Origin of the sequence: Pseudomonas sp. RIT288 (genome assembly GCF_000631985.1) — a bacterium.
GTDB lineage: Bacteria > Pseudomonadota > Gammaproteobacteria > Pseudomonadales > Pseudomonadaceae > Aquipseudomonas.
In genome coordinates, this window is the sequence record NZ_JFYN01000017.1 from 58419 (window position 1) to 75554 (window position 17136).

Below are 17136 nucleotides of genomic sequence, written 5' to 3' on the forward strand. Positions count from 1 at the left end.
CGATGCGTTTGCTTCTGGTGGAAGACCACGTGCCGCTGGCCGACGAACTGATCGCCGGCCTGCAGCGCCAAGGCTACGCGGTGGACTGGCTGGCGGACGGGCGCGATGCGGTCTATCAGGGCAGCAGCGAGCCCTATGACCTGATCATTCTCGACCTCGGTCTGCCCGGCGTTCCCGGGCTTGAGGTGCTGGCACAATGGCGCGCCGGTAGCCTGTCGACCCCGGTGCTGATCCTCACCGCCCGCGATTCCTGGGCCGAGCGCATCGAAGGCCTGAAGGCGGGCGCCGACGATTACCTGACCAAACCGTTCCATCCCGAAGAGCTGCACCTGCGGGTGCAGTCGTTGCTGCGTCGCTCCAAGGGCCAGGCCAATCAGCCAACGCTCAAGGCCGCCGGCCTGCATCTGGACGAAGGTCGCCAGTGCGTGATTCGCGACGGCAGCGAGATTCAGCTGACCGCCGCCGAATTCCGTCTGCTGCGCTATTTCATGCTGCACCCGGAACAGATCCTGTCGAAAACCCACCTCGCCGAGCACCTCTACGACGGCGAGACCGAGCGTGACTCCAACGTCCTCGAAGTTCACGTCAACCACCTGCGGCGCAAGCTGGGCAAAGCGGTGATCGAAACCCGTCGCGGCCAGGGTTACCTGTTCGGCGGGCAAACTTCGTGAGATCGATCCAGCGCCGCTTGAGCCTGGGCTTGATCAGCGTGATGGTGATCGTCGGCCTGGTGCTGGCGCAAACCAGCCTGTGGTTGTTCGAAGTCGGTTTGCAGCGTTATCTCGAAGCCGGCCTGCGCAACGACAGTGAAAGCCTGCTGGTCGCGCTGGTGCGTGGCCCGCAAGGTTTGCAACTGGATGAACGGCACCTGTCGCCGGCCTATCAGCGGCCGTTTTCCGGGCATTACTTCCGCATCGATTTTGCCGACAGCCACTGGCGCTCGCGTTCATTGTGGGATCAGGATCTGCCACTGCTGGAGCACCCCGGTTTGCACAGCAACCTGCAACTGGGGCCGGACGGTCAGCAGTTGCTGGTATTGCGTTCGGACTATCGACGTCTGGGACAGTCGATCTCGATCAGCGTTGCTCAGGATTACACCCCGGTGCGCGAGAGTTTCCAGCGCATGCGGCAGATCGGCCTCGGTCTGGGCCTGGCCGGTTTGCTGCTGATTCTGATCCTGCAACGGCTGACGGTGCGCCGCGCGTTGAAGCCGCTGGAACGGGCCCGCGAGCAGATCGCCCAGTTGCAGCAGGGCCAGCGCTCGCAACTGGACGATCAGGTGCCGGTTGAGCTGGAGCCGCTGGTGGCACAGATCAACCATTTGCTCGCGCACACCGAGGACAGCCTCAAGCGCTCGCGCAATGCGCTGGGCAATCTGGGGCATGCATTGAAGACGCCACTGGCGGTGCTGCTGAGCCTGGCGTCAAGCGAGAAACTCGATGCTCATCCCGAGTTACGCAAGATCCTCAAGGAGCAACTGGAGCAGGTGCAACAGCGGCTCAATCGTGAGCTCAATCGCGCGCGTTTATCCGGTGATGCGCTGCCCGGTGCGTTGTTCGACTGTGACGCGGAGCTGCCGGGGCTGCTGGCGACGCTTAACATGATCCACGGCGAGCATCTGGCGCTGAGCTACGTCGCGCCGCCGGGGCTGCAATTACCCTGGGATCGCGAGGACTTGCTGGAGCTGCTCGGCAACCTGCTGGACAACGCCTGCAAATGGGCGGATGCCGAGGTGCGTCTGAGTGTGATCGAACGTCCTGACGGCTACGCCCTGAGCGTTGAAGATGACGGACCGGGGATTCCTGAAGAGCAGCGCACTCAGGTGTTCAGCCGTGGCACGCGGCTCGACGAGCAGACTGACGGGCACGGTCTGGGGCTGGGGATTGTGCGCGATATCGTTGAGACGTGGGGCGGGTTGCTGGTGTTGGGGGAGAGTGAGTGGGGCGGGTTGAAGGTAGTGATCGAATTGCCAAAACGCCACAATCCCCTGTAGGAGCTGCCGAAGGCTGCGATCTTTTGACTTTGATTTTCTAAAAACCAAGATCAAAAGATCGCAGCCTGCGGCAGCTCCTACACGGGAAGGTGATGCAGTCAGACCCGGAACTGATCCATCAGGCTCTGCTGCTGATTCGCCAGACTGTTCAGCGACTGGCTTACCCGCGCCGACTCATTGGCCTGTCCGGACAGCGATTCGGTCACATCACGAATGGTCGCCACGTTGTTGTTGATCTCCTCGGCCACCGCGCTCTGTTCTTCGGCTGCGCTGGCGATCTGCAGGTTCATGTCGCTGATCACCGTCACCGCATCACCGATCTGGCGCAAGGCTGTCACCGCTTGCCCGACCTGCTCGACACTGCCCTGAGCCTGTCGATGGCTGTTGCCCATCGAACCGACCACGTCCTGGGTGCCGGTCTGCAGTTGCTCGATGACCTGACGGGTTTCTTCCACCGAATCTTGGGTGCGGCGGGCGAGGTTGCGCACTTCGTCGGCGACCACGGCAAAACCGCGCCCGGCTTCACCGGCACGCGCTGCTTCGATCGCCGCGTTGAGCGCCAGCAGGTTGGTCTGCTCGGCGATGGCGCGGATGGTTTCCAGCACGGTGCCGATCTTCTCGCTGTTGGCGGCCAGCCCTTCGACCTGGACCATCGCCGCACTCATGTCGGCGGCGAGGGTGTCGATGCTCGCGGTGGTCTGATCGATCACGGTCAGGCCCTGGCGGGTGGCGCGGTCGGCGTCCTTGGCGGCTTCGGCGGCTTGCGCGGCGCTGCGCGCAACGTCCTGCGCGGTGGCGCTCATTTCGTGGGAGGCGGTGGCGACCTGATCGACCTGGCGGTATTGCTGCTCCATGCCGGCGCTGGTCTGGGTAGCGATGGCCGAGGACTGGTCGGCGGTGTTGCGCGCGTCCTGCACCGAGCGTTTCACCTCGGCGATGATCGGCTGCAGCTTGTCGAGGAACTTGTTGAACCAGCCGGCCAGCTGACCGAGTTCATCCTGTTTGTCATAGGCCAGACGTCGGGTCAGATCGCCTTCGCCGCTGGCAATGTCTTCCAGCATATGCGCGACGCCGAGGATCGGCTTGGTCACGCTGCGCGCCATCAGCCACACCAGCAGCAGGCCGACCAGGGCTGCGAGCGCGCCCAGGCTCAGTTCGATCAGGGTGCCGGAATTGTTGCTCGCATCCAGTTGCTGCTTGAGCGCTTCGGCGCGGCTGACCAGCACCTTTTGCGGCACGTCGAGCAACACGGCCCACGATGGGCCGCCGGGGATCGGCTGGAACGGCGACAGCACTTTCAACTGGCCGTTGCTGTGCAGGCTGCTGACGCTGCTGCTGGCCGCGAGTTGACGCAGCAGTTCAGCGCCACTGACGGTGTCCACGGCATCCAGACGCTTGCTCAGTTTGCTGGCGTCCAGGCTGTAACCGGCGAGCAAGCCGGTGGGGCTGATGATGCTCACGGCGGTCTGACCGTCGTAGAGTTTTTTGCTCGCGCCCTGGCTGATCGCCTGCAGGCTGTTGAGGTTGATGTCCACCGACAGCGAGGCGATGACTTTGCCGTTGACCATCAGCGGAAAGACGATGCTGGTCATCAGCACGTTCTGGCCGTCGATCACATAAAAGTACGGTTCGATCACGCACGGTTTGAGCGTGGTGCGCGGGCAGGTGAACCAGGCGTTGGCAGCCTGACCGCTGGGGCCGGTGCTGGTATCGGTCATGTCGCTTTCCGGCAGGGCCATTGAGGTGACTTTGCCGGGAGTCGGCTGCGACCAGTACAAGGCGAAACGACCCTTGTCGTTGCTGCCCAGTTCGGCCTGACCGGCGAACAGTTCATCCTTGCCGTCCAGCGCGTTGGCTTCGAACACCAGCGACAGACCGAGCAGCTCCGGGTTGGCCTGCAGCGCGGACTTGACCTGGCGGGTCATGTCTTCGCGCAGGTCGAAGGCATCGAGGAAGCGCTTCTCGGCCTGTTCACGGAGGAACAGCACCTGCCGCGAGAAGCCGTGACCGTACTGATAGGCGTCCATGAACTGCTGGCGAATCCCGGCAGCCTGCACCTCACCTTGCGATTCAATGCGCGCCTGGGCCGACTCGGTCAGCATCTCCATGCTCGAAGCCTTCACCAGCTCGGAGCTGTGCTCCATGCGATACAGCGAAAGACCCACCAGCAGGGTCACGATGCCTGCCAGGCACAGGCCGGCGAGCAGGGTGATTTTCCATTGAATGGAAAGTTGTCTGAGCGACATGGCGACGTCCTTATTCGATAAATATCTGAGACTTTGCACTGTAACGGCCGCGTTCAGGCTTTCTTTATTGTTCAGGCGCAATATGACCAATTGCCGCATGCAACCCCAATCCCCTGTAGGAGCTGCCACAGGCTCGGGCCGCGTTCGGACGATCTTTTGATTTTTTTTTTAAAAATCAAAATCAAAAGATCGTCCGAACGCGGCCCGAGCCTGCGGCATCTCCTACAGGGTTGTTCATCGGTTGTTACATTCGGTTGCTTTGACACCGCCGCCACTCTGCGGCACAGTGCGCGCCCTTCTAATAAGACCCTCTTTGCAAATCCGCCGGTGAACCGTTGGCGGACTCATCCTGTCTGGCGGTGATGATTTCATCGCAGTGTTTTTGAGGTAGTGAAATGAATGCAGTGATTGCTGCGGTCGGCGTCATGCTGATCCTCAGCCTGTCCCGCGTGCACGTGGTGATCGCCCTGATCGTCGGTGCGCTGGTCGGTGGCCTGACCGGTGGTCTGGGCATCGACGCCACGCTCAAGGCGTTCAACAGCGGCCTGGGTGGCGGGGCGACGGTGGCGTTGTCCTACGCATTGCTCGGCGCTTTCGCCGTGGCGATTGCCAAGTCCGGTCTGGCCCATGCGCTGGCCGACAAGGCCCTGGCGATGGTCGATCGCCAGCATTCGACCGGCGGCGGCAGCGTCAAATGGCTGCTGATCGGTCTGCTGTGGGTGGTGGCGATTGCCTCGCAGAACATCCTGCCGATCCACATTGCGTTCATTCCGCTGCTGGTGCCGCCGCTGCTCTATGTACTGACCAAGTTGCAGCTGGATCGCCGGTTGATCGCCTGCGTCATGACCTTCGGCCTGATCACCCCGTACATGGTGTTCCCGGTGGGGTTCGGCAACATCTTTCTCAACCAGATTCTGCTGGCCAACGTCAGCAAGGCCGGGGTCGATATCAGCCAGATCAACGTCATGCACGCCATGGCGATTCCGGCGCTGGGCATGGTCTTCGGCCTGTTGCTGGCGGTGTTTTTCAGCTATCGCAAGAAGCGCGTTTACGATCTGCAGAAGATCGAGCAGGTCGAGCAGGTCAGTGTTGCGTACAACCCGAAGACCCTCGGCATTGCCGGTCTGGCGATTGCCGCCGCGTTCATCATTCAGCTGCTGCTGGACTCGATGATTATCGGCGCACTGGCCGGATTCCTGATCTTCTCGGCCTCGGGCATCGTCAAGTGGCGTGAGACCGACGATCTGTTCACCGAAGGCATGAAGATGATGGCGATGATCGGCTTCATCATGATCTCCGCCTCGGGTTTTGCCGAAGTGCTCAAGGCCACCGGCGAAGTGCGCTCGCTGGTCGAGAGCGCGGCGGCGTGGATCGATCACAGCCAGGCGATCGGCGCGTTGTTGATGCTGCTGGTGGGTCTGATGGTGACCATCGGTATCGGCTCTTCGTTCTCCACGGTGCCGATTCTGGCGGCGATTTTCGTGCCGCTGTGCGTGCAACTGGGCTTCAGCCCGATGGCCATCGTGTGCATCGTCGGCACCGCCGGGGCGCTGGGCGATACCGGCTCGCCGGCCTCGGACTCGACGCTGGGCCCGACCTCGGGTCTGAACGTCGATGGTCAGCATCACCACATCTGGGACACCGTGGTTCCCACCTTCCTGCACTACAACCTGCCGCTGCTGGCGTTTGGCTGGGTGGCCGCGATGGTCCTCTAAACCCCCGCGTACCCTTTGTAGGAATGAGCCTGCTCGCGATGACGTTTCATCAGTCGGCAAATGTATTGACTGATACACCGCCATCGCGAGCAGGCTCACTCCTACAGGGGATGGGGTCAAGCCGAAGCTCAACTTTTGCCTGCGCGTGCCGTTAACGCCTTTAACCACGCCAATAAAACCAAAAGAGTGAGCCCCCCAAATGCGCTTGAGTCTCAAGGCCAAAGTCCTGTCCCTTGCCGTCCTGCCGGTGCTGCTCTTTGCGCTGGTCATCAGCCTGACCACGCTGTTTATCCTCCAGCAGCAGGCACACACCGAGGTCGAACAGACCCGCGAGCGCCTGCTCGCCGACGCCAAGGCCACGTTGCAAAGTTACGTCGCCGTGGCCATGACCACGATCAAACCGCTGTACGACGCGGCCGCTCCTGGTGACAACGCGGCGCGGGCGCAGGCGATCAAGCTGCTGTCGGGCATCCGCTACGGCAAGGACGGTTACTTCTTCGGCTACGACTCCGAGACCGTGCGCCTGTTCAAGGCCAACGATCCTGAAGGCGTGGGCAAAAGCTTCAAGGACAACCGCGACCCGAATGGCGTCTACGTCAACCTCGGCCTGGTGAAAGTGGCGAAGGACGGCACCCACTATCTGCAATACAGCTCACCGCTGCCAGGCAATGCCAGCGTGCTGGTACCGAAACTCGGCTACACCGAATACTTGGCGAAGTGGGACATGGCGGTCGGTACCTCGGTCAACCTCGACGGCATTGAAGCGCAAGTGGCAGTGGTGCAGACGCAAGTGCAGGAGCGCATGCAAGGCGTGATCCTCAGCATCGTCGGCGTGGCGGTGGTGGTGCTGCTGGTGATTGCCATCGCGGGGATGCTGCTGGCCAACACCATTCTGCGGCCGTTGAACCTGATGAAAGCCAACCTCGACGACATCGCGGCGGGCGAGGGCGATCTGACCCGCCGGCTGAACATCACCAGCCAGGACGAACTCGGCGAACTGGCCGGCTCGTTCAACCGCTTCGTCGACAAGATCCACGGTCTGGTGCGGCAGATCACCGAGATGACCACGCAACTGACCGGCCTGGTGACCCAGGTGTCGGATCAGGCCCAGCGTTCCGATCAGGCGATGGAGCGTCAGCGCCACGAGACTGATCAGGTCGCCACGGCGATCAACGAGATGTCCGCCGCCGCCCAGGAAGTTGCCAAGAGCGCACAGAACGCCGCAGTCGCCGCGCAGCAGACCGATGAAGAAGGCCAGAGCGCCAAACGCGTGGTAGCCGGCAGCATCAAGCAGATTCATGCGCTGGTGGATGACATTCGCAGCAGCGGCGTGTCGCTCGACAGCCTGCAGCAGGACGTGTCGTCAATTGTCGGCGTGCTCGGGGTGATCCGCTCGATTGCCGAGCAGACCAACCTGCTGGCGCTGAACGCCGCGATTGAAGCGGCGCGCGCCGGGGAGGCCGGGCGCGGCTTTGCGGTGGTGGCGGACGAAGTGCGGGCACTGGCCAGCCGCACGCAGATCAGCACCCAGGAGATTCAAGGGATGATCGATCGCCTGCAAGCGGGTACGCAGTCGGCGGTCGAGGCGATGCGCCGTTCCAGTGAAGCGGGCGATGGCACTTCGGCGCAGGCCAATCAGGCTGGGGCGTCGCTGGATGCCATGGCTGACCTGATCGCGACGATCAACTCGATGAACGCGCAGATCGCCAGTGCTGCCGAGGAACAAACGGCAGTGGCCGAAGAGATCAACCGCAGCGTGCATCAGATCGCGGTGGCAGTGGACAGCGTGGCGGATGAGACCCAGTTGGGCGCGCAGACTTCGCGCAGCCTGGCGGAGCTGGGGCAGCGGTTGGACAAACTCGTGGGCCAGTTCCGTATTTAACGTTTTACACAAACCTGTGTAGGAGCTGCCGAAGGCTGCGATCTTTTGATCTTGCTGTGTAAAAGATCAAAAGATCGCAGCCTTCGGCAGCTCCTACATTGGTTTTGTGTAAGGCTCAAGGTCTGTCCCAGTAGGGGACTTCGCCGAAGCACTCGACAAAGAAATCGATCACCGTACGCACCTTCACCGACAGCCGCCGGCTCCCCGGCCACAGCACCGCGATCTGCTGCGGCTCCAGGCTGTTCGACACTTGATACTCGCGCAGCACGGGCACCAGCGTGCCTTCACGCACCGCCTCACCAATCAGCCATGACGGAAACATCACCAACCCCAAGCCTTGTTCGGCGGCCTGGGTGAGGGTGTCGGCGTGGTTGCCGGTGATCGGGCCTTTGACCGACCAGGGTGTCCAGTCGTCCTGATTCTGACGGAAAAACCAGCGTTGCTGACCGGTCGCACCTTTGTAGGCCAGGCACTGGTGTTGCGCGAGTTCGTCGGGATGCTGCGGTGTGCCGTGACGCTTCAGATAAGCCGGGCTGGCCGCGACCTGGAAGCGGTGCGGCGCCAGAATCCGCGCCTGCATGCTCGAGTCGTGCATCGGACCGATGCGAAACAGCAGGTCGGCGCCTTCCTGCAACGGGTCGACGTAATGGTCGGTCTGCTGAATGTCCAGCTGCAGTTTCGGATAGCGCGCGCACAACTGACCGAGCCACGGCGTCAGATGCCGTTGGCCGAACACCACCGGCGCGTTGATCCGCACCAGCCCGGTGGGTTCGCTTTGCTGTTCCTGCAACGCCTGTTCGGCTTCCTCCAGTTGCACCAGCACCAGCCGCGCATGGTGGCCGAGCATGCGCCCGGCCTCGGTCGGGGTGACGGCGCGGGTGTGGCGGTAGAGCAATTGCTGGTTCAGCGCCTGTTCCATCAACTGGATCTGCCGCGAAATCGAAGAGGGCGCCACGCCCTCGCGCCGGGCGACTTCGGAAAAACTGCCGTGGTCGAGCACCGCCACAAACAGCCTGAGTGCCTTGAATCCCAGTTCATTCAGCCCGTGCATGGATCTTCCTGCTGTGCGAGTTACGCAAAAGTGTTGTCTGGATGCTCCCATTTATCGCACAGCTACGCCAGCCGATAATCCGCGCCATCGTTTACTTGCGTGGGTTTTGGATAATGCAGACATTGGATGAAGTGAGTATGCCGGCGCCGGCGACCCGGCCGTGGTTGCGCCTGTTGTTGTTGCCGCTGGTGATTCTGGCCGGCATGGGCCTGTCGGTGGAGGCTGGGTTGCTGGGGCCATTGGGGGAGCAGGTCGGGCATCTGTGGGCGACTTTGAGCATTTTCGGCGTGGGTTCGGCGATTCTGTTTTTGCTGCTGTTGTTCGCCGGCCCGCAGAAAGGCCCGGCGCTGACTGACCTGCCGCGCTGGCAGTTGATCGGTGGGCTCCTCGGGCCGATCTATGTGGTGGTGCTGACTCTGGCGACACCGCATATCGGGATCGCGATGACGATGATCGCGATTTTGTCAGGGCAGGTCGGCAAGAGTGTGCTGATCGACCATTTCGGCTGGTTCGGCGCGACGCGCAAGAAGGTCAATGCCGAGCGGTGGCTGGCATTGGGGTTGATTGTGGTGGCATTGGTTCTGATTGCGCGGGGTTGAAGATGAGTCTGGTTATTTTGTTGGCAGTGGTGGTGTTGGCTGGCGCGGTGTTGAGTGTGCAGGCGGCGATCAATGGACGCCTCGGCGAAAGCGTCGGGGTGTTGCGCAGCAGTTTGCTGACGTTTTTCGTCGGGGCGGTGATCACCGGGTTGTTGATTGTGTTTTTTGAGCCGGCGCATACGCTGAGTTTGCTCGATGTGCCGAAGTGGCAGGTCTGCGGGGCGCTGTTTGGCGTGGTTTACATGATGGTCATGGTGGGGGCGGTGCCTGTCGTAGGAACTGCGGTGGCGACGGTGGCGGTGATTGTTGGTCAATTGGGGATGGGGATGTTGATCGACAATTTTGGCTGGCTGGGAAATCCGGCGATCGAGCTTTCGTCCTCTCGGGTGTTGGCGATGGTTTGTCTGGGGTTGGCTTTGGTTTTTATGTATCGCAGCAGTGTTCGTCGTTCTGATTGAGTTTTGGTTTTGGGGGCCTATCCGTTGCTGCGGGTGTTGCTGATTAGGGTTTCGCCCTGACGTTCGGCCCTCGCTTAGGCTCGGGTTCCTTCGCTGCGGGATTCATCCGGGGGGGGCAGCGCCTACGGTTTGCTTCGCTGCACCTCCTCTCGCTGTGTTTGGCTGCGCCAAACGGTCGCTGCGCTCCCACCCCCGGATAAATCCCTCCACTCAGCCTGCCGACGGTCCCTCAGATCAAAAGCGGTACTCGAGCTAACGCTCATCGTGTTGAGTGTGGCGGCTTCGCCGCATGGGGTGTACGTTCTCTAAACTGTAGGAGCCAGCCTGCTGGCGATGGCGGCCTGACAGCCGACCCCATTAGAAGACACCAGCGCAGCAAGACCTCTACAGGCCGATAAAAAATTTTACTGTGACGATTGAAAGCAAGCATCCGCCGTTGACCTCCATAGTCAAATAGACAAGTCCCTGCGCAATGCTTTCTTAATCAATGTGCAACCAGTCATGATAATGCTGCATGCCTGCACGGGGAGGTCCGTATCATCCCTTATATTTTTAATGTTTAATCCGGGTTTTCTGTCTGATTATCATCCAGATTCAATGAATTGATGTTCGATTGCCCATGGATATGCTGCCATGCTGGTAAGTTTCGGAATAAACAGTCGGCAGGGGCGTATATCGGGAAGTAGCAAGCGTTGCTCTATCTACGAGGCGAACGAAAACGGAGCAAAAAACCAATGCTCCGTTTCTTTGGTGAAAAATGAAGGGGGTCACGCGAAATGATCGTCAGTATTAATGTAAGAAATCTTTATCGATTGGCGTAGTGCTATCGAATCACGCGCTACATCCATAATCACTGCAGCATCCAGCGCATCATCCATTGTAGAGAGTGGAGTTCTCTTGTTGGTGAGACACTCTTCCAGGAAAAATTTCTGAATCTGATAGAAACTATCCCAATATGTTCCGTCATCCCAGAACGGCAGCCTCGCGTCGCCGAACCTGGTGGTGTCCCAAGGGACGACGGAAGATCCGTTTTTTCCGATGATCTTGAAGTACACAGACCAGGGGTCGCGACTACGGTCATCAGCTGAAAAACTTCCCCACAGATTCGCAATTGTCCCATTAGGGTATTCAGCGACGATCATCAATTGATCATGGGCTTGTGGGTCATCAAAATGAACGTTGGAACCGGTAGCAAAAATACTTGCTGGACGCCCTAGGAAGTACAGCATGCAGTAGACGTGGTGTACCATCAGCTCACTCATCGTAAGATCGGGCGATCCCATTTCTGCTGGATGTCTCTTATTATATATTGCCCAAAAATTCAGGATTTCGCCCAAGTGACCGGCGTCGATATGAGCCCGGACCCGTCGCATTGTTTCAGCGTATATATAATTATGTGACGGCATGCAAACCCTGCCTGCCTCCCGGGCTAATTGTCTCAGTTCCTGAATTTGCTCTGGCCTTTCGCAAACAGGTTTCTCTATCAGAACATGCTTCTTTGCTAACAACGCTTGCTTTGCGAAAGGAAAATGAGATGCTGCATTGGTGCAAATTATTACAGCATCAATGGTCTCGTCTGCGAGCAACATCTCCGGAGACGCATAAAGGCGCCCCCCAAATCGCTCTTTGAAAAGCTCTGCTCTTGCAGCAGTTCTACCCCAGCCGCCCACATATGCGTCAGGATCAAGCTCTTTCAATGCTGCTAGATGGAGTTCGGCTACATTTCCTAGTCCAATAATCCCAATTTTCATAGTTGTACCTGATGTAGTTAGCTAGTAACTAATATCGACCGGTTGGCCGACCGCCAAGGATTCAGTCGCGGCGTCTGCGATAAGCTGAGCAATCAGCCCATCCTCTGCATTCGGTAGGGGAGGAGTGCCTGTAGAAATGCATGAAACAAAATGTTCCATTTCGGCGAGATACGCGGGGCCGAACCGCTCGAGAAAGAATGGCTTCGCCACAGCCGTGGTAAAGCCCAGGCTCGTCGCACTTTCCACTTGGTTCTCATGCACATTTGTCACTCTCAGCATGCCCTTGGCACCATGGACTTCTAGTCGTTGGTCATAACCGTAACTGGCGCGCCGTGAGTTAGATATCTGACAGATCTTTCCTGATTTGGTCATCAGCAATGCAACCGCAGTATCCACATCATTCAGCTCTTTGATACTTGGGTCGATCAACGCAGCACCGGTTGCGAAAACCCGGGTAGGATTTTCGTTTAGCAGGAACCTGGCTAAATCAAAGTCATGAATCATCATGTCTCTGAAAATGCCACCGGAGCCTTTAAGATAATCTCTTGGAGGAGGTAATGGATCTCGGGAAATGATCGACACGGATTCCAGCTCACCAATTTCGCCAGCAGCGAGACGTTTTTGAAGCGTCGCGAAGTGTGGGTCGAAGCGCTGATTGAATGCTGTCATGAAAGGGATCCCTGCTGCAGCGATCTTAGCAATGCACTGCCGAACCCTATAAGAAGACATATCGATAGGCTTTTCACAGAAAATCGGCTTTCCTGCATCCGCCACAGCGTGAATGAACTCGAAGTGAGTGGGCGAGGGTGTCGCAATGACTATTGCGTCGATATCACTTGCACTTATGAGGTTCTGAATCGAACGTGCTTCGACATTGAACCGGTTGGCACATGCTTCAGCAGCGGCGGGAATGGCATCGGCTACTGCAATCAGCTTGGCAGACGGAATCTGCACAATGCTTGCAGCATGCACGTTTCCAATCCGACCGCATCCTAAAATCCCTATTCTAATCATGAAAAAATCTCTTATCGTTTTTTGTTTTTGAGATGGACAGCTACCCAAGACTGGCAGCGAGAACTCGTCCAAACAACCCCTTGCCGATCGTACTTTTAGATGGGTGCTGAAAACTAAATTTTATCAGCGGGTTTTTGGCGAATTGCAGTGAAGGCACCGAGCGATAACCGGCTGGACGTTGATCATGATTAAGTCATGAATGACGCGAATTTACGTAGGGTGCTGACGTGAGTGAGTCAATGCGTTTCTGTTAGTCAACTAGCTTGATGCGTTAAAAAACAGGATTTAAATAACTGTTGGGCAGTTGCTGTGCGTATGTTAGCGCTTCTCTGCAGAGCTTACCGGTTGTTTTTCTCATGCACGTGCCAGTATTACCTCGAATTACGAAAGTACGTACGCTGTTGCACATGATTCACCCAGAGTGGATACGAACAATAAGGGTGTTTGAGTGAATGGCCTTACTTGTAAAGCAGTATCTAACTCAACGAGTGACAGCAGGAATTATTCGGATGGCTGCCTTGAGCATTGGCGGAGTGCTCCTGTGACAAGTTGCTCAACAAGAAGTAGGCGCGCCTCGTCACCTAACTGGCGATCATCAAGCCAGTCCGGTAGGCAATTGAGAAATTGTATAATGGCATGCACCGCCATCGAGCCTGTATCTTTGGCCAAGAAAGTATCGTTGAGTACTACATCAATAAATGCGCTTTCATATAGTTTGCGCTTGTGGACGATCTGTTGCTGCTGAACCTCATCTAGATAGACGAAGCCATGTATCGCCAGTCGAAAGAACTGCGGGCGCCGACGGTGCAAGCGCAGATGTGCGACGATCAGACTCGACAGAGAACGACCTTGAACACTTCCTTGCCGCGAAGGTTGAACAAGCAGATAGAGCTCTTCATAAAACTCCTCTATTAGATCAAATAACAAAGCTTGCTTGCTAGGGAAGTAGTTGTACAGTGAACCGGGAGCAAGGCCAACATGGCGAGCCAATTCCCGCATGCTCACTTGACCGAATCCCTTGTTGACGAAAAGCTCCAAGGCTTGAGTACGTATAGTATCGTACCCCCTATAAGCTTCAACTGTAGACATGAAAGCCTCGTCCCGTTTTTTTGCCCAGGAAGCCCGCAGCGACAAACTCCCTAAGTAAAGGTGCAGCACGGTATTTCGGGTCACCAAAACCGGTTTGCAAGCTTTCCAGAATGGCCAGCACGGTATCCAATCCAATAAGGTCGGCCAATGCCAAAGGTCCGATCGGCTGATTGCAGCCCAAGCACATGCTGGCATCGATTGCTTGAGCATCACCATTTTCCTGAAGGACGAAGATGGCTTCGTTGATCATCGGAATGAGGATTCTGTTGACTATGAACCCAGGGCTATTTTGAGTGTGGATCGCAGTTTTGCCCAACTGCTCGACCAATTCCTGGGCGATGGAACAGGTAGCGTTGCTGGTCTGCAATCCACGGATTAACTCCACCAGGCCCATGACGGGCACCGGGTTGAAGAAATGAATACCCATGAAGCGTTCAGGGCGGTTGATTCTGGTTGCCAGTTCTGTGATCGATAGCGATGAGGTGTTGCTGGCGATCAGACAGTCCGGGCGAACATTGGTAGCGATCTGTTGTAGGATCGAGTGCTTGAGGGCAAGGTTTTCCGTGGCTGCCTCAATCACCATATCCACGCCGTTCAGATCGATGTAATGAGTCGAGGTGCGGATGCGTTTTAGCGTGTCGATGGCTTGCTCGCAGGTGAGAGTCCCTTTGTTCACTTGCCGGTCCAGGTTTTTCTGCATTAGCTGCAGGCCATGCTCGAGTGCCTGTTCGCTGATATCGATGAGCAATAGGTCGTGGCCGGCTGCCGCGCACGTCTGGGCGATTCCACTGCCCATCGTACCGGCGCCGATCACTGCAATGTGACGCAGGGTCATGTAGACATCCTAGATTCAGCGTATGGGAAAATGTTGGCTAGTCGCGTTTCGCACCGATCATCACAAACAGTGCTCGGGCGACTTGATCGCTTTTGTTACGCCAGGCGTGACGGGTTCCTTGCTGGATGACGATATCACCAGGCTGGATCCGTTTCTGCTCGCCATTGTCCAGCTCCAACCAGAGCTCACCCTGAAGCAAGATGCCGTAGTCGATGGTGGGCGTCGTATGCATGCCGGGATGGTCCGGTTCGAAGCATTCGAACAAGCCGGGCAGGGCGCTGCCCAGTTCCTCGATCATCTGTCCGACATCCTGCGGGTTCTGCATCACGATGTCCGGTGGAAAATCATAGATTGCCAGACTGGTTTCGCCCGCACCGGGTACCAAGGAAAGCGCCGCCAGGGTGGGGTCCTGTTGCACGCCGGACATTGAACCGGTGGACCACAAATGCGCCATTGCATGGCCAGGGACGGACTCAAAGGAGCAAGACCGTGGGGCAGCATCATCGCTGATGAATACGGATTGGCCTGCGGCATCGAGGCCGGTGACGACTCTTCGGATTTTCATAACATTCCCCTGGGTTCGGTGGGCGGGCATAACGTTGCCCGCCGTTGTGATGAACGGGTGTCGTTAATGTCAGGGGCAAATGACGTAGTTACTGAAGCCACCGTGGCGATTTTCGATACCGGTAATCGCGTCGTTCACCTTTTCCAGGCTGAAGGCGGTGTTCTCGAAGAATGAAAGATCCAGCGTCCCGGATTCCACCATGTCCGCCATGGCTTGTCCTTGTCCTGTAGTGAACCAGGCCGAGCCACTGATCTGGATGTCGTTGTCCATGATCCAGTGCAGATCGACGGGGACCTCACCTGCGATAGCACCGATGTTGACTAGGTGCCCGCCGCGGTGAATGGACTTGAGGGCTTGGGTCAGGGTCTCGTGTGGTGCCCCTGGGCCCAGGGCATCTATCACCACATCGACGCCTTCACCGTGGGTGACTTCATTGACCCATTCATTGATGGGTATCGTGCCCAACGTGTGAATTTCAATCCGGCCTGGCGGGGCGAGGTCTTTCACCCGTTGGAAGAGCTCCTGGTTGCGGGCCGTGCCGAGGATCTTGCGAACGCCCATTGCCAGCGCCAGCGCGACGGCGCCCAAGCCGAGCGTGCCGCTGATCCCGTTGATCAGCACGGTGCTGCCGGGACCGACGTTGGCCTTGATCAATGCTTTATAGGCGGTGCCCAGATAGCCCAGGCGTGCGGCGGTCTCGAAGCTGATGTTGTCGGGCAGTTTGACCAGGCTGTATTGCGGGGCAGGGATGTACTCGCACAGACCGCCGTACGGGTAGTCTTCGAACATGCGCGGGCTTTTGGCGGTGAACCCGAAGTAACCGTTGAAGGTATAGGCGCTGCAGGCAATGGTGTTGCCCGCGCGACAAGCCCTGCATGAGCCGCAGTGCCGACCCGGGTTCACATAAACCCGGTCACCGACCTTGAAGTCATAGACCTGGGCGCCGACGGCTTCGACGACCCCGGCAGGGTCAAGTCCGAAAATGGCAGGCAGCTTGGGCAGAGGGCTCTGCGGGAACCATTTGACCCAGTTGGTCAAAATGTTGTGAAGGTTCGGAACGATCCCGCATGCCTTGACCTTGACCAGCACCTCGGTCGGGCGAATCTCGGGGACGGGCACTTGCTCGATGACCATGGGTTTACCGCCTTCATACAGACGTGCGGCGCGCATAGTTTTTGCAGTCATGATGTTCTCCAAAACACATATTGTTTTTGTAGTGGTACGTAACCCTGGAGCACGCTTTAAACCCTGAACCTTAACGCAGCCCGTCTTCACCCTTCACATCGGCGGCAGCCAGACCGCCCAGCCGTGCATGAATCCGGCCTCCGGTGGCCATCGCCAGACCAAAAGCGATTTCGCCGCGACGGGGCCCGTCCCATACCGTCATTTCAGCCACACCGAAGTGGCTGCGAACATAGGCCGCCTGGATATGCCCGAGCGGGATCATCACCCGGCAACCGGGGCCGCCGATGGTTTTGCCCGCCGGAACGATCGCCTTCGGATTGCCGAGCGCTTCACGCATTGCCCAGCCACCGGCTTCGTGCCAGACCGCGCCGTGTTCCAGCTCACCGTCTTCACCGACGATTGCACCTTTGCCGTAGGCCTGCACGTGTTGGGCACCGCCCAGCGCGTGGATCAGCCGCTCGGACAGCTCTGCGCCCAGCCCCCGCAATTCCTGCATGAACGGCAGCAGGTCTTCTACATATTTACCCGCGTAGGGGTTGGCGACCACGGCGGTGGCGACCGCAATCCTCAGTGGGACCGAGGAGCGAGAACCGCCTTCGTGGAACACTTCTTCGATGTCCAGTTTTACCTTACGAACTATCACAAGCGACATGCCTAACCTCCAGAACCGTGAGCTTTATGCAGCTCGTTATTTTTTTAAACCGGCCTTTTGCATTATGCATTTAATGATGTATGGTGCAAGAAATTAGTTTT

The 17136-nt window shown here is 58.1% G+C and carries 14 protein-coding genes and 3 pseudogenes; 7 read left to right on the top strand and 10 right to left on the bottom strand.

Annotated elements, in window-relative coordinates:
* Positions 1-2 precede the first annotated feature (2 nt).
* Positions 3-671 (top strand): response regulator transcription factor, encoded by a 669-nt coding sequence (locus tag BW33_RS16580; RefSeq protein WP_047600065.1) that lies wholly within the window; start codon positions 3-5, stop codon positions 669-671.
* Positions 668-1993 (top strand): sensor histidine kinase, encoded by a 1326-nt coding sequence (locus BW33_RS16585; protein ID WP_047600066.1) that lies wholly within the window; start codon positions 668-670, stop codon positions 1991-1993. Before BW33_RS16580 ends, BW33_RS16585 begins: the two co-directional genes overlap by 4 nt.
* A gap of 98 nt (positions 1994-2091) precedes the next feature.
* Here BW33_RS16585 and BW33_RS30500 read toward each other — a convergent pair whose 3' ends face one another.
* Positions 2092-2847, bottom strand: a complete 756-nt coding sequence (locus BW33_RS30500) for a methyl-accepting chemotaxis protein (protein ID WP_442965403.1) — start codon at positions 2845-2847, stop codon at positions 2092-2094.
* A 102-nt stretch (positions 2848-2949) separates the two neighbouring features.
* Positions 2950-4338 (bottom strand): annotated as a pseudogene (locus BW33_RS30505) (HAMP domain-containing protein); the annotation flags it as partial.
* Positions 4339-4634: 296 nt separating this feature from the next.
* On the opposite strand from BW33_RS30505, the gene BW33_RS16595 reads away from it, so the two are divergent.
* From BW33_RS16595 to BW33_RS30515, 3 genes and pseudogenes are all read left to right on the top strand, one after another.
* The gene (locus BW33_RS16595) at positions 4635-5954 is read left to right on the top strand and encodes a Na+/H+ antiporter family protein (RefSeq protein ID WP_047600068.1); all 1320 of its coding nucleotides are present in this window, start codon (positions 4635-4637) and stop codon (positions 5952-5954) included.
* A 199-nt stretch (positions 5955-6153) separates the two neighbouring features.
* Positions 6154-6930: pseudogene (locus BW33_RS30510) on the top strand (cache domain-containing protein); the annotation flags it as partial.
* 312 nt (positions 6931-7242) lie between these two features.
* Positions 7243-7836: pseudogene (locus BW33_RS30515) on the top strand (methyl-accepting chemotaxis protein); the annotation flags it as partial.
* Positions 7837-7951: 115 nt separating this feature from the next.
* Here the strand turns inward: BW33_RS30515 and BW33_RS16605 are convergent.
* A complete protein-coding gene (locus BW33_RS16605; RefSeq protein ID WP_047600070.1) occupies positions 7952-8887 on the bottom strand; it encodes a LysR family transcriptional regulator in 936 nt (311 codons plus the stop codon).
* Positions 8888-9000: 113 nt separating this feature from the next.
* Between BW33_RS16605 and BW33_RS16610 the strand changes: the two genes are divergently transcribed.
* Entirely contained in the window at positions 9001-9486 is a 486-nt protein-coding gene (locus BW33_RS16610) for a DMT family transporter (protein ID WP_047600071.1), read from the top strand.
* A 2-nt stretch (positions 9487-9488) separates the two neighbouring features.
* Positions 9489-9944, top strand: a complete 456-nt coding sequence (locus BW33_RS16615; protein WP_047600072.1) for a DMT family transporter — start codon at positions 9489-9491, stop codon at positions 9942-9944.
* Positions 9945-10711: 767 nt separating this feature from the next.
* On the opposite strand, the gene BW33_RS16620 is transcribed toward BW33_RS16615, so the two are convergent.
* The 7 genes from BW33_RS16620 to BW33_RS16650 all read right to left on the bottom strand — a co-directional run bounded on the left by BW33_RS16620 (position 10712) and on the right by BW33_RS16650 (position 17035).
* Entirely contained in the window at positions 10712-11695 is a 984-nt protein-coding gene (locus BW33_RS16620) for a Gfo/Idh/MocA family protein (RefSeq protein ID WP_047600073.1), read from the bottom strand.
* 21 nt (positions 11696-11716) lie between these two features.
* Positions 11717-12781 (bottom strand): inositol 2-dehydrogenase, encoded by a 1065-nt coding sequence (iolG, locus tag BW33_RS16625; protein ID WP_201771632.1) that lies wholly within the window; start codon positions 12779-12781, stop codon positions 11717-11719.
* Positions 12782-13210: 429 nt separating this feature from the next.
* Positions 13211-13798, bottom strand: coding sequence for a TetR/AcrR family transcriptional regulator (locus BW33_RS16630; protein ID WP_047600075.1), 588 nt, complete (start codon positions 13796-13798; stop codon positions 13211-13213).
* Positions 13785-14633, bottom strand: a complete 849-nt coding sequence (locus tag BW33_RS16635; protein ID WP_047600076.1) for a 3-hydroxyacyl-CoA dehydrogenase NAD-binding domain-containing protein — start codon at positions 14631-14633, stop codon at positions 13785-13787. The genes BW33_RS16630 and BW33_RS16635 overlap by 14 nt, the downstream gene beginning before the upstream one ends.
* A 37-nt stretch (positions 14634-14670) precedes the next feature.
* Complete coding sequence (locus tag BW33_RS16640) at positions 14671-15198, bottom strand: cupin domain-containing protein (protein ID WP_047600077.1); 528 nt, start codon at positions 15196-15198, stop codon at positions 14671-14673.
* Between the two features lie 69 nt (positions 15199-15267).
* Positions 15268-16383, bottom strand: coding sequence for an alcohol dehydrogenase catalytic domain-containing protein (locus BW33_RS16645; RefSeq protein ID WP_047600078.1), 1116 nt, complete (start codon positions 16381-16383; stop codon positions 15268-15270).
* Positions 16384-16453: 70 nt separating this feature from the next.
* Positions 16454-17035: an amino acid synthesis family protein gene (locus tag BW33_RS16650; protein WP_047600079.1), complete on the bottom strand. Its 582-nt coding sequence runs from the start codon at positions 17033-17035 to the stop codon at positions 16454-16456.
* Between the last annotated feature and the right edge of the window lie 101 nt (positions 17036-17136).

What these genes read in the sequence shown, in the direction of transcription:
- BW33_RS16610 (WP_047600071.1), top strand. Translation starts at nt 9,001, where the DNA reads ATGCAGACATTGGATGAAGTGAGTATGCCGGCGCCGGCGACCCGGCCG.
- BW33_RS16630 (WP_047600075.1), bottom strand. Translation starts at nt 13,798, where the DNA reads ATGTCTACAGTTGAAGCTTATAGGGGGTACGATACTATACGTACTCAA.
- BW33_RS16645 (WP_047600078.1), bottom strand. Translation starts at nt 16,383, where the DNA reads ATGACTGCAAAAACTATGCGCGCCGCACGTCTGTATGAAGGCGGTAAA.
- BW33_RS16615 (WP_047600072.1), top strand. Translation starts at nt 9,489, where the DNA reads ATGAGTCTGGTTATTTTGTTGGCAGTGGTGGTGTTGGCTGGCGCGGTG.
- BW33_RS16635 (WP_047600076.1), bottom strand. Translation starts at nt 14,633, where the DNA reads ATGACCCTGCGTCACATTGCAGTGATCGGCGCCGGTACGATGGGCAGT.
- BW33_RS30500 (WP_442965403.1), bottom strand. Translation starts at nt 2,847, where the DNA reads ATGGAGCAGCAATACCGCCAGGTCGATCAGGTCGCCACCGCCTCCCAC.
- BW33_RS16650 (WP_047600079.1), bottom strand. Translation starts at nt 17,035, where the DNA reads ATGTCGCTTGTGATAGTTCGTAAGGTAAAACTGGACATCGAAGAAGTG.
- BW33_RS16620 (WP_047600073.1), bottom strand. Translation starts at nt 11,695, where the DNA reads ATGAAAATTGGGATTATTGGACTAGGAAATGTAGCCGAACTCCATCTA.
- BW33_RS16605 (WP_047600070.1), bottom strand. Translation starts at nt 8,887, where the DNA reads ATGCACGGGCTGAATGAACTGGGATTCAAGGCACTCAGGCTGTTTGTG.
- BW33_RS16595 (WP_047600068.1), top strand. Translation starts at nt 4,635, where the DNA reads ATGAATGCAGTGATTGCTGCGGTCGGCGTCATGCTGATCCTCAGCCTG.
- BW33_RS16640 (WP_047600077.1), bottom strand. Translation starts at nt 15,198, where the DNA reads ATGAAAATCCGAAGAGTCGTCACCGGCCTCGATGCCGCAGGCCAATCC.
- BW33_RS16580 (WP_047600065.1), top strand. Translation starts at nt 3, where the DNA reads ATGCGTTTGCTTCTGGTGGAAGACCACGTGCCGCTGGCCGACGAACTG.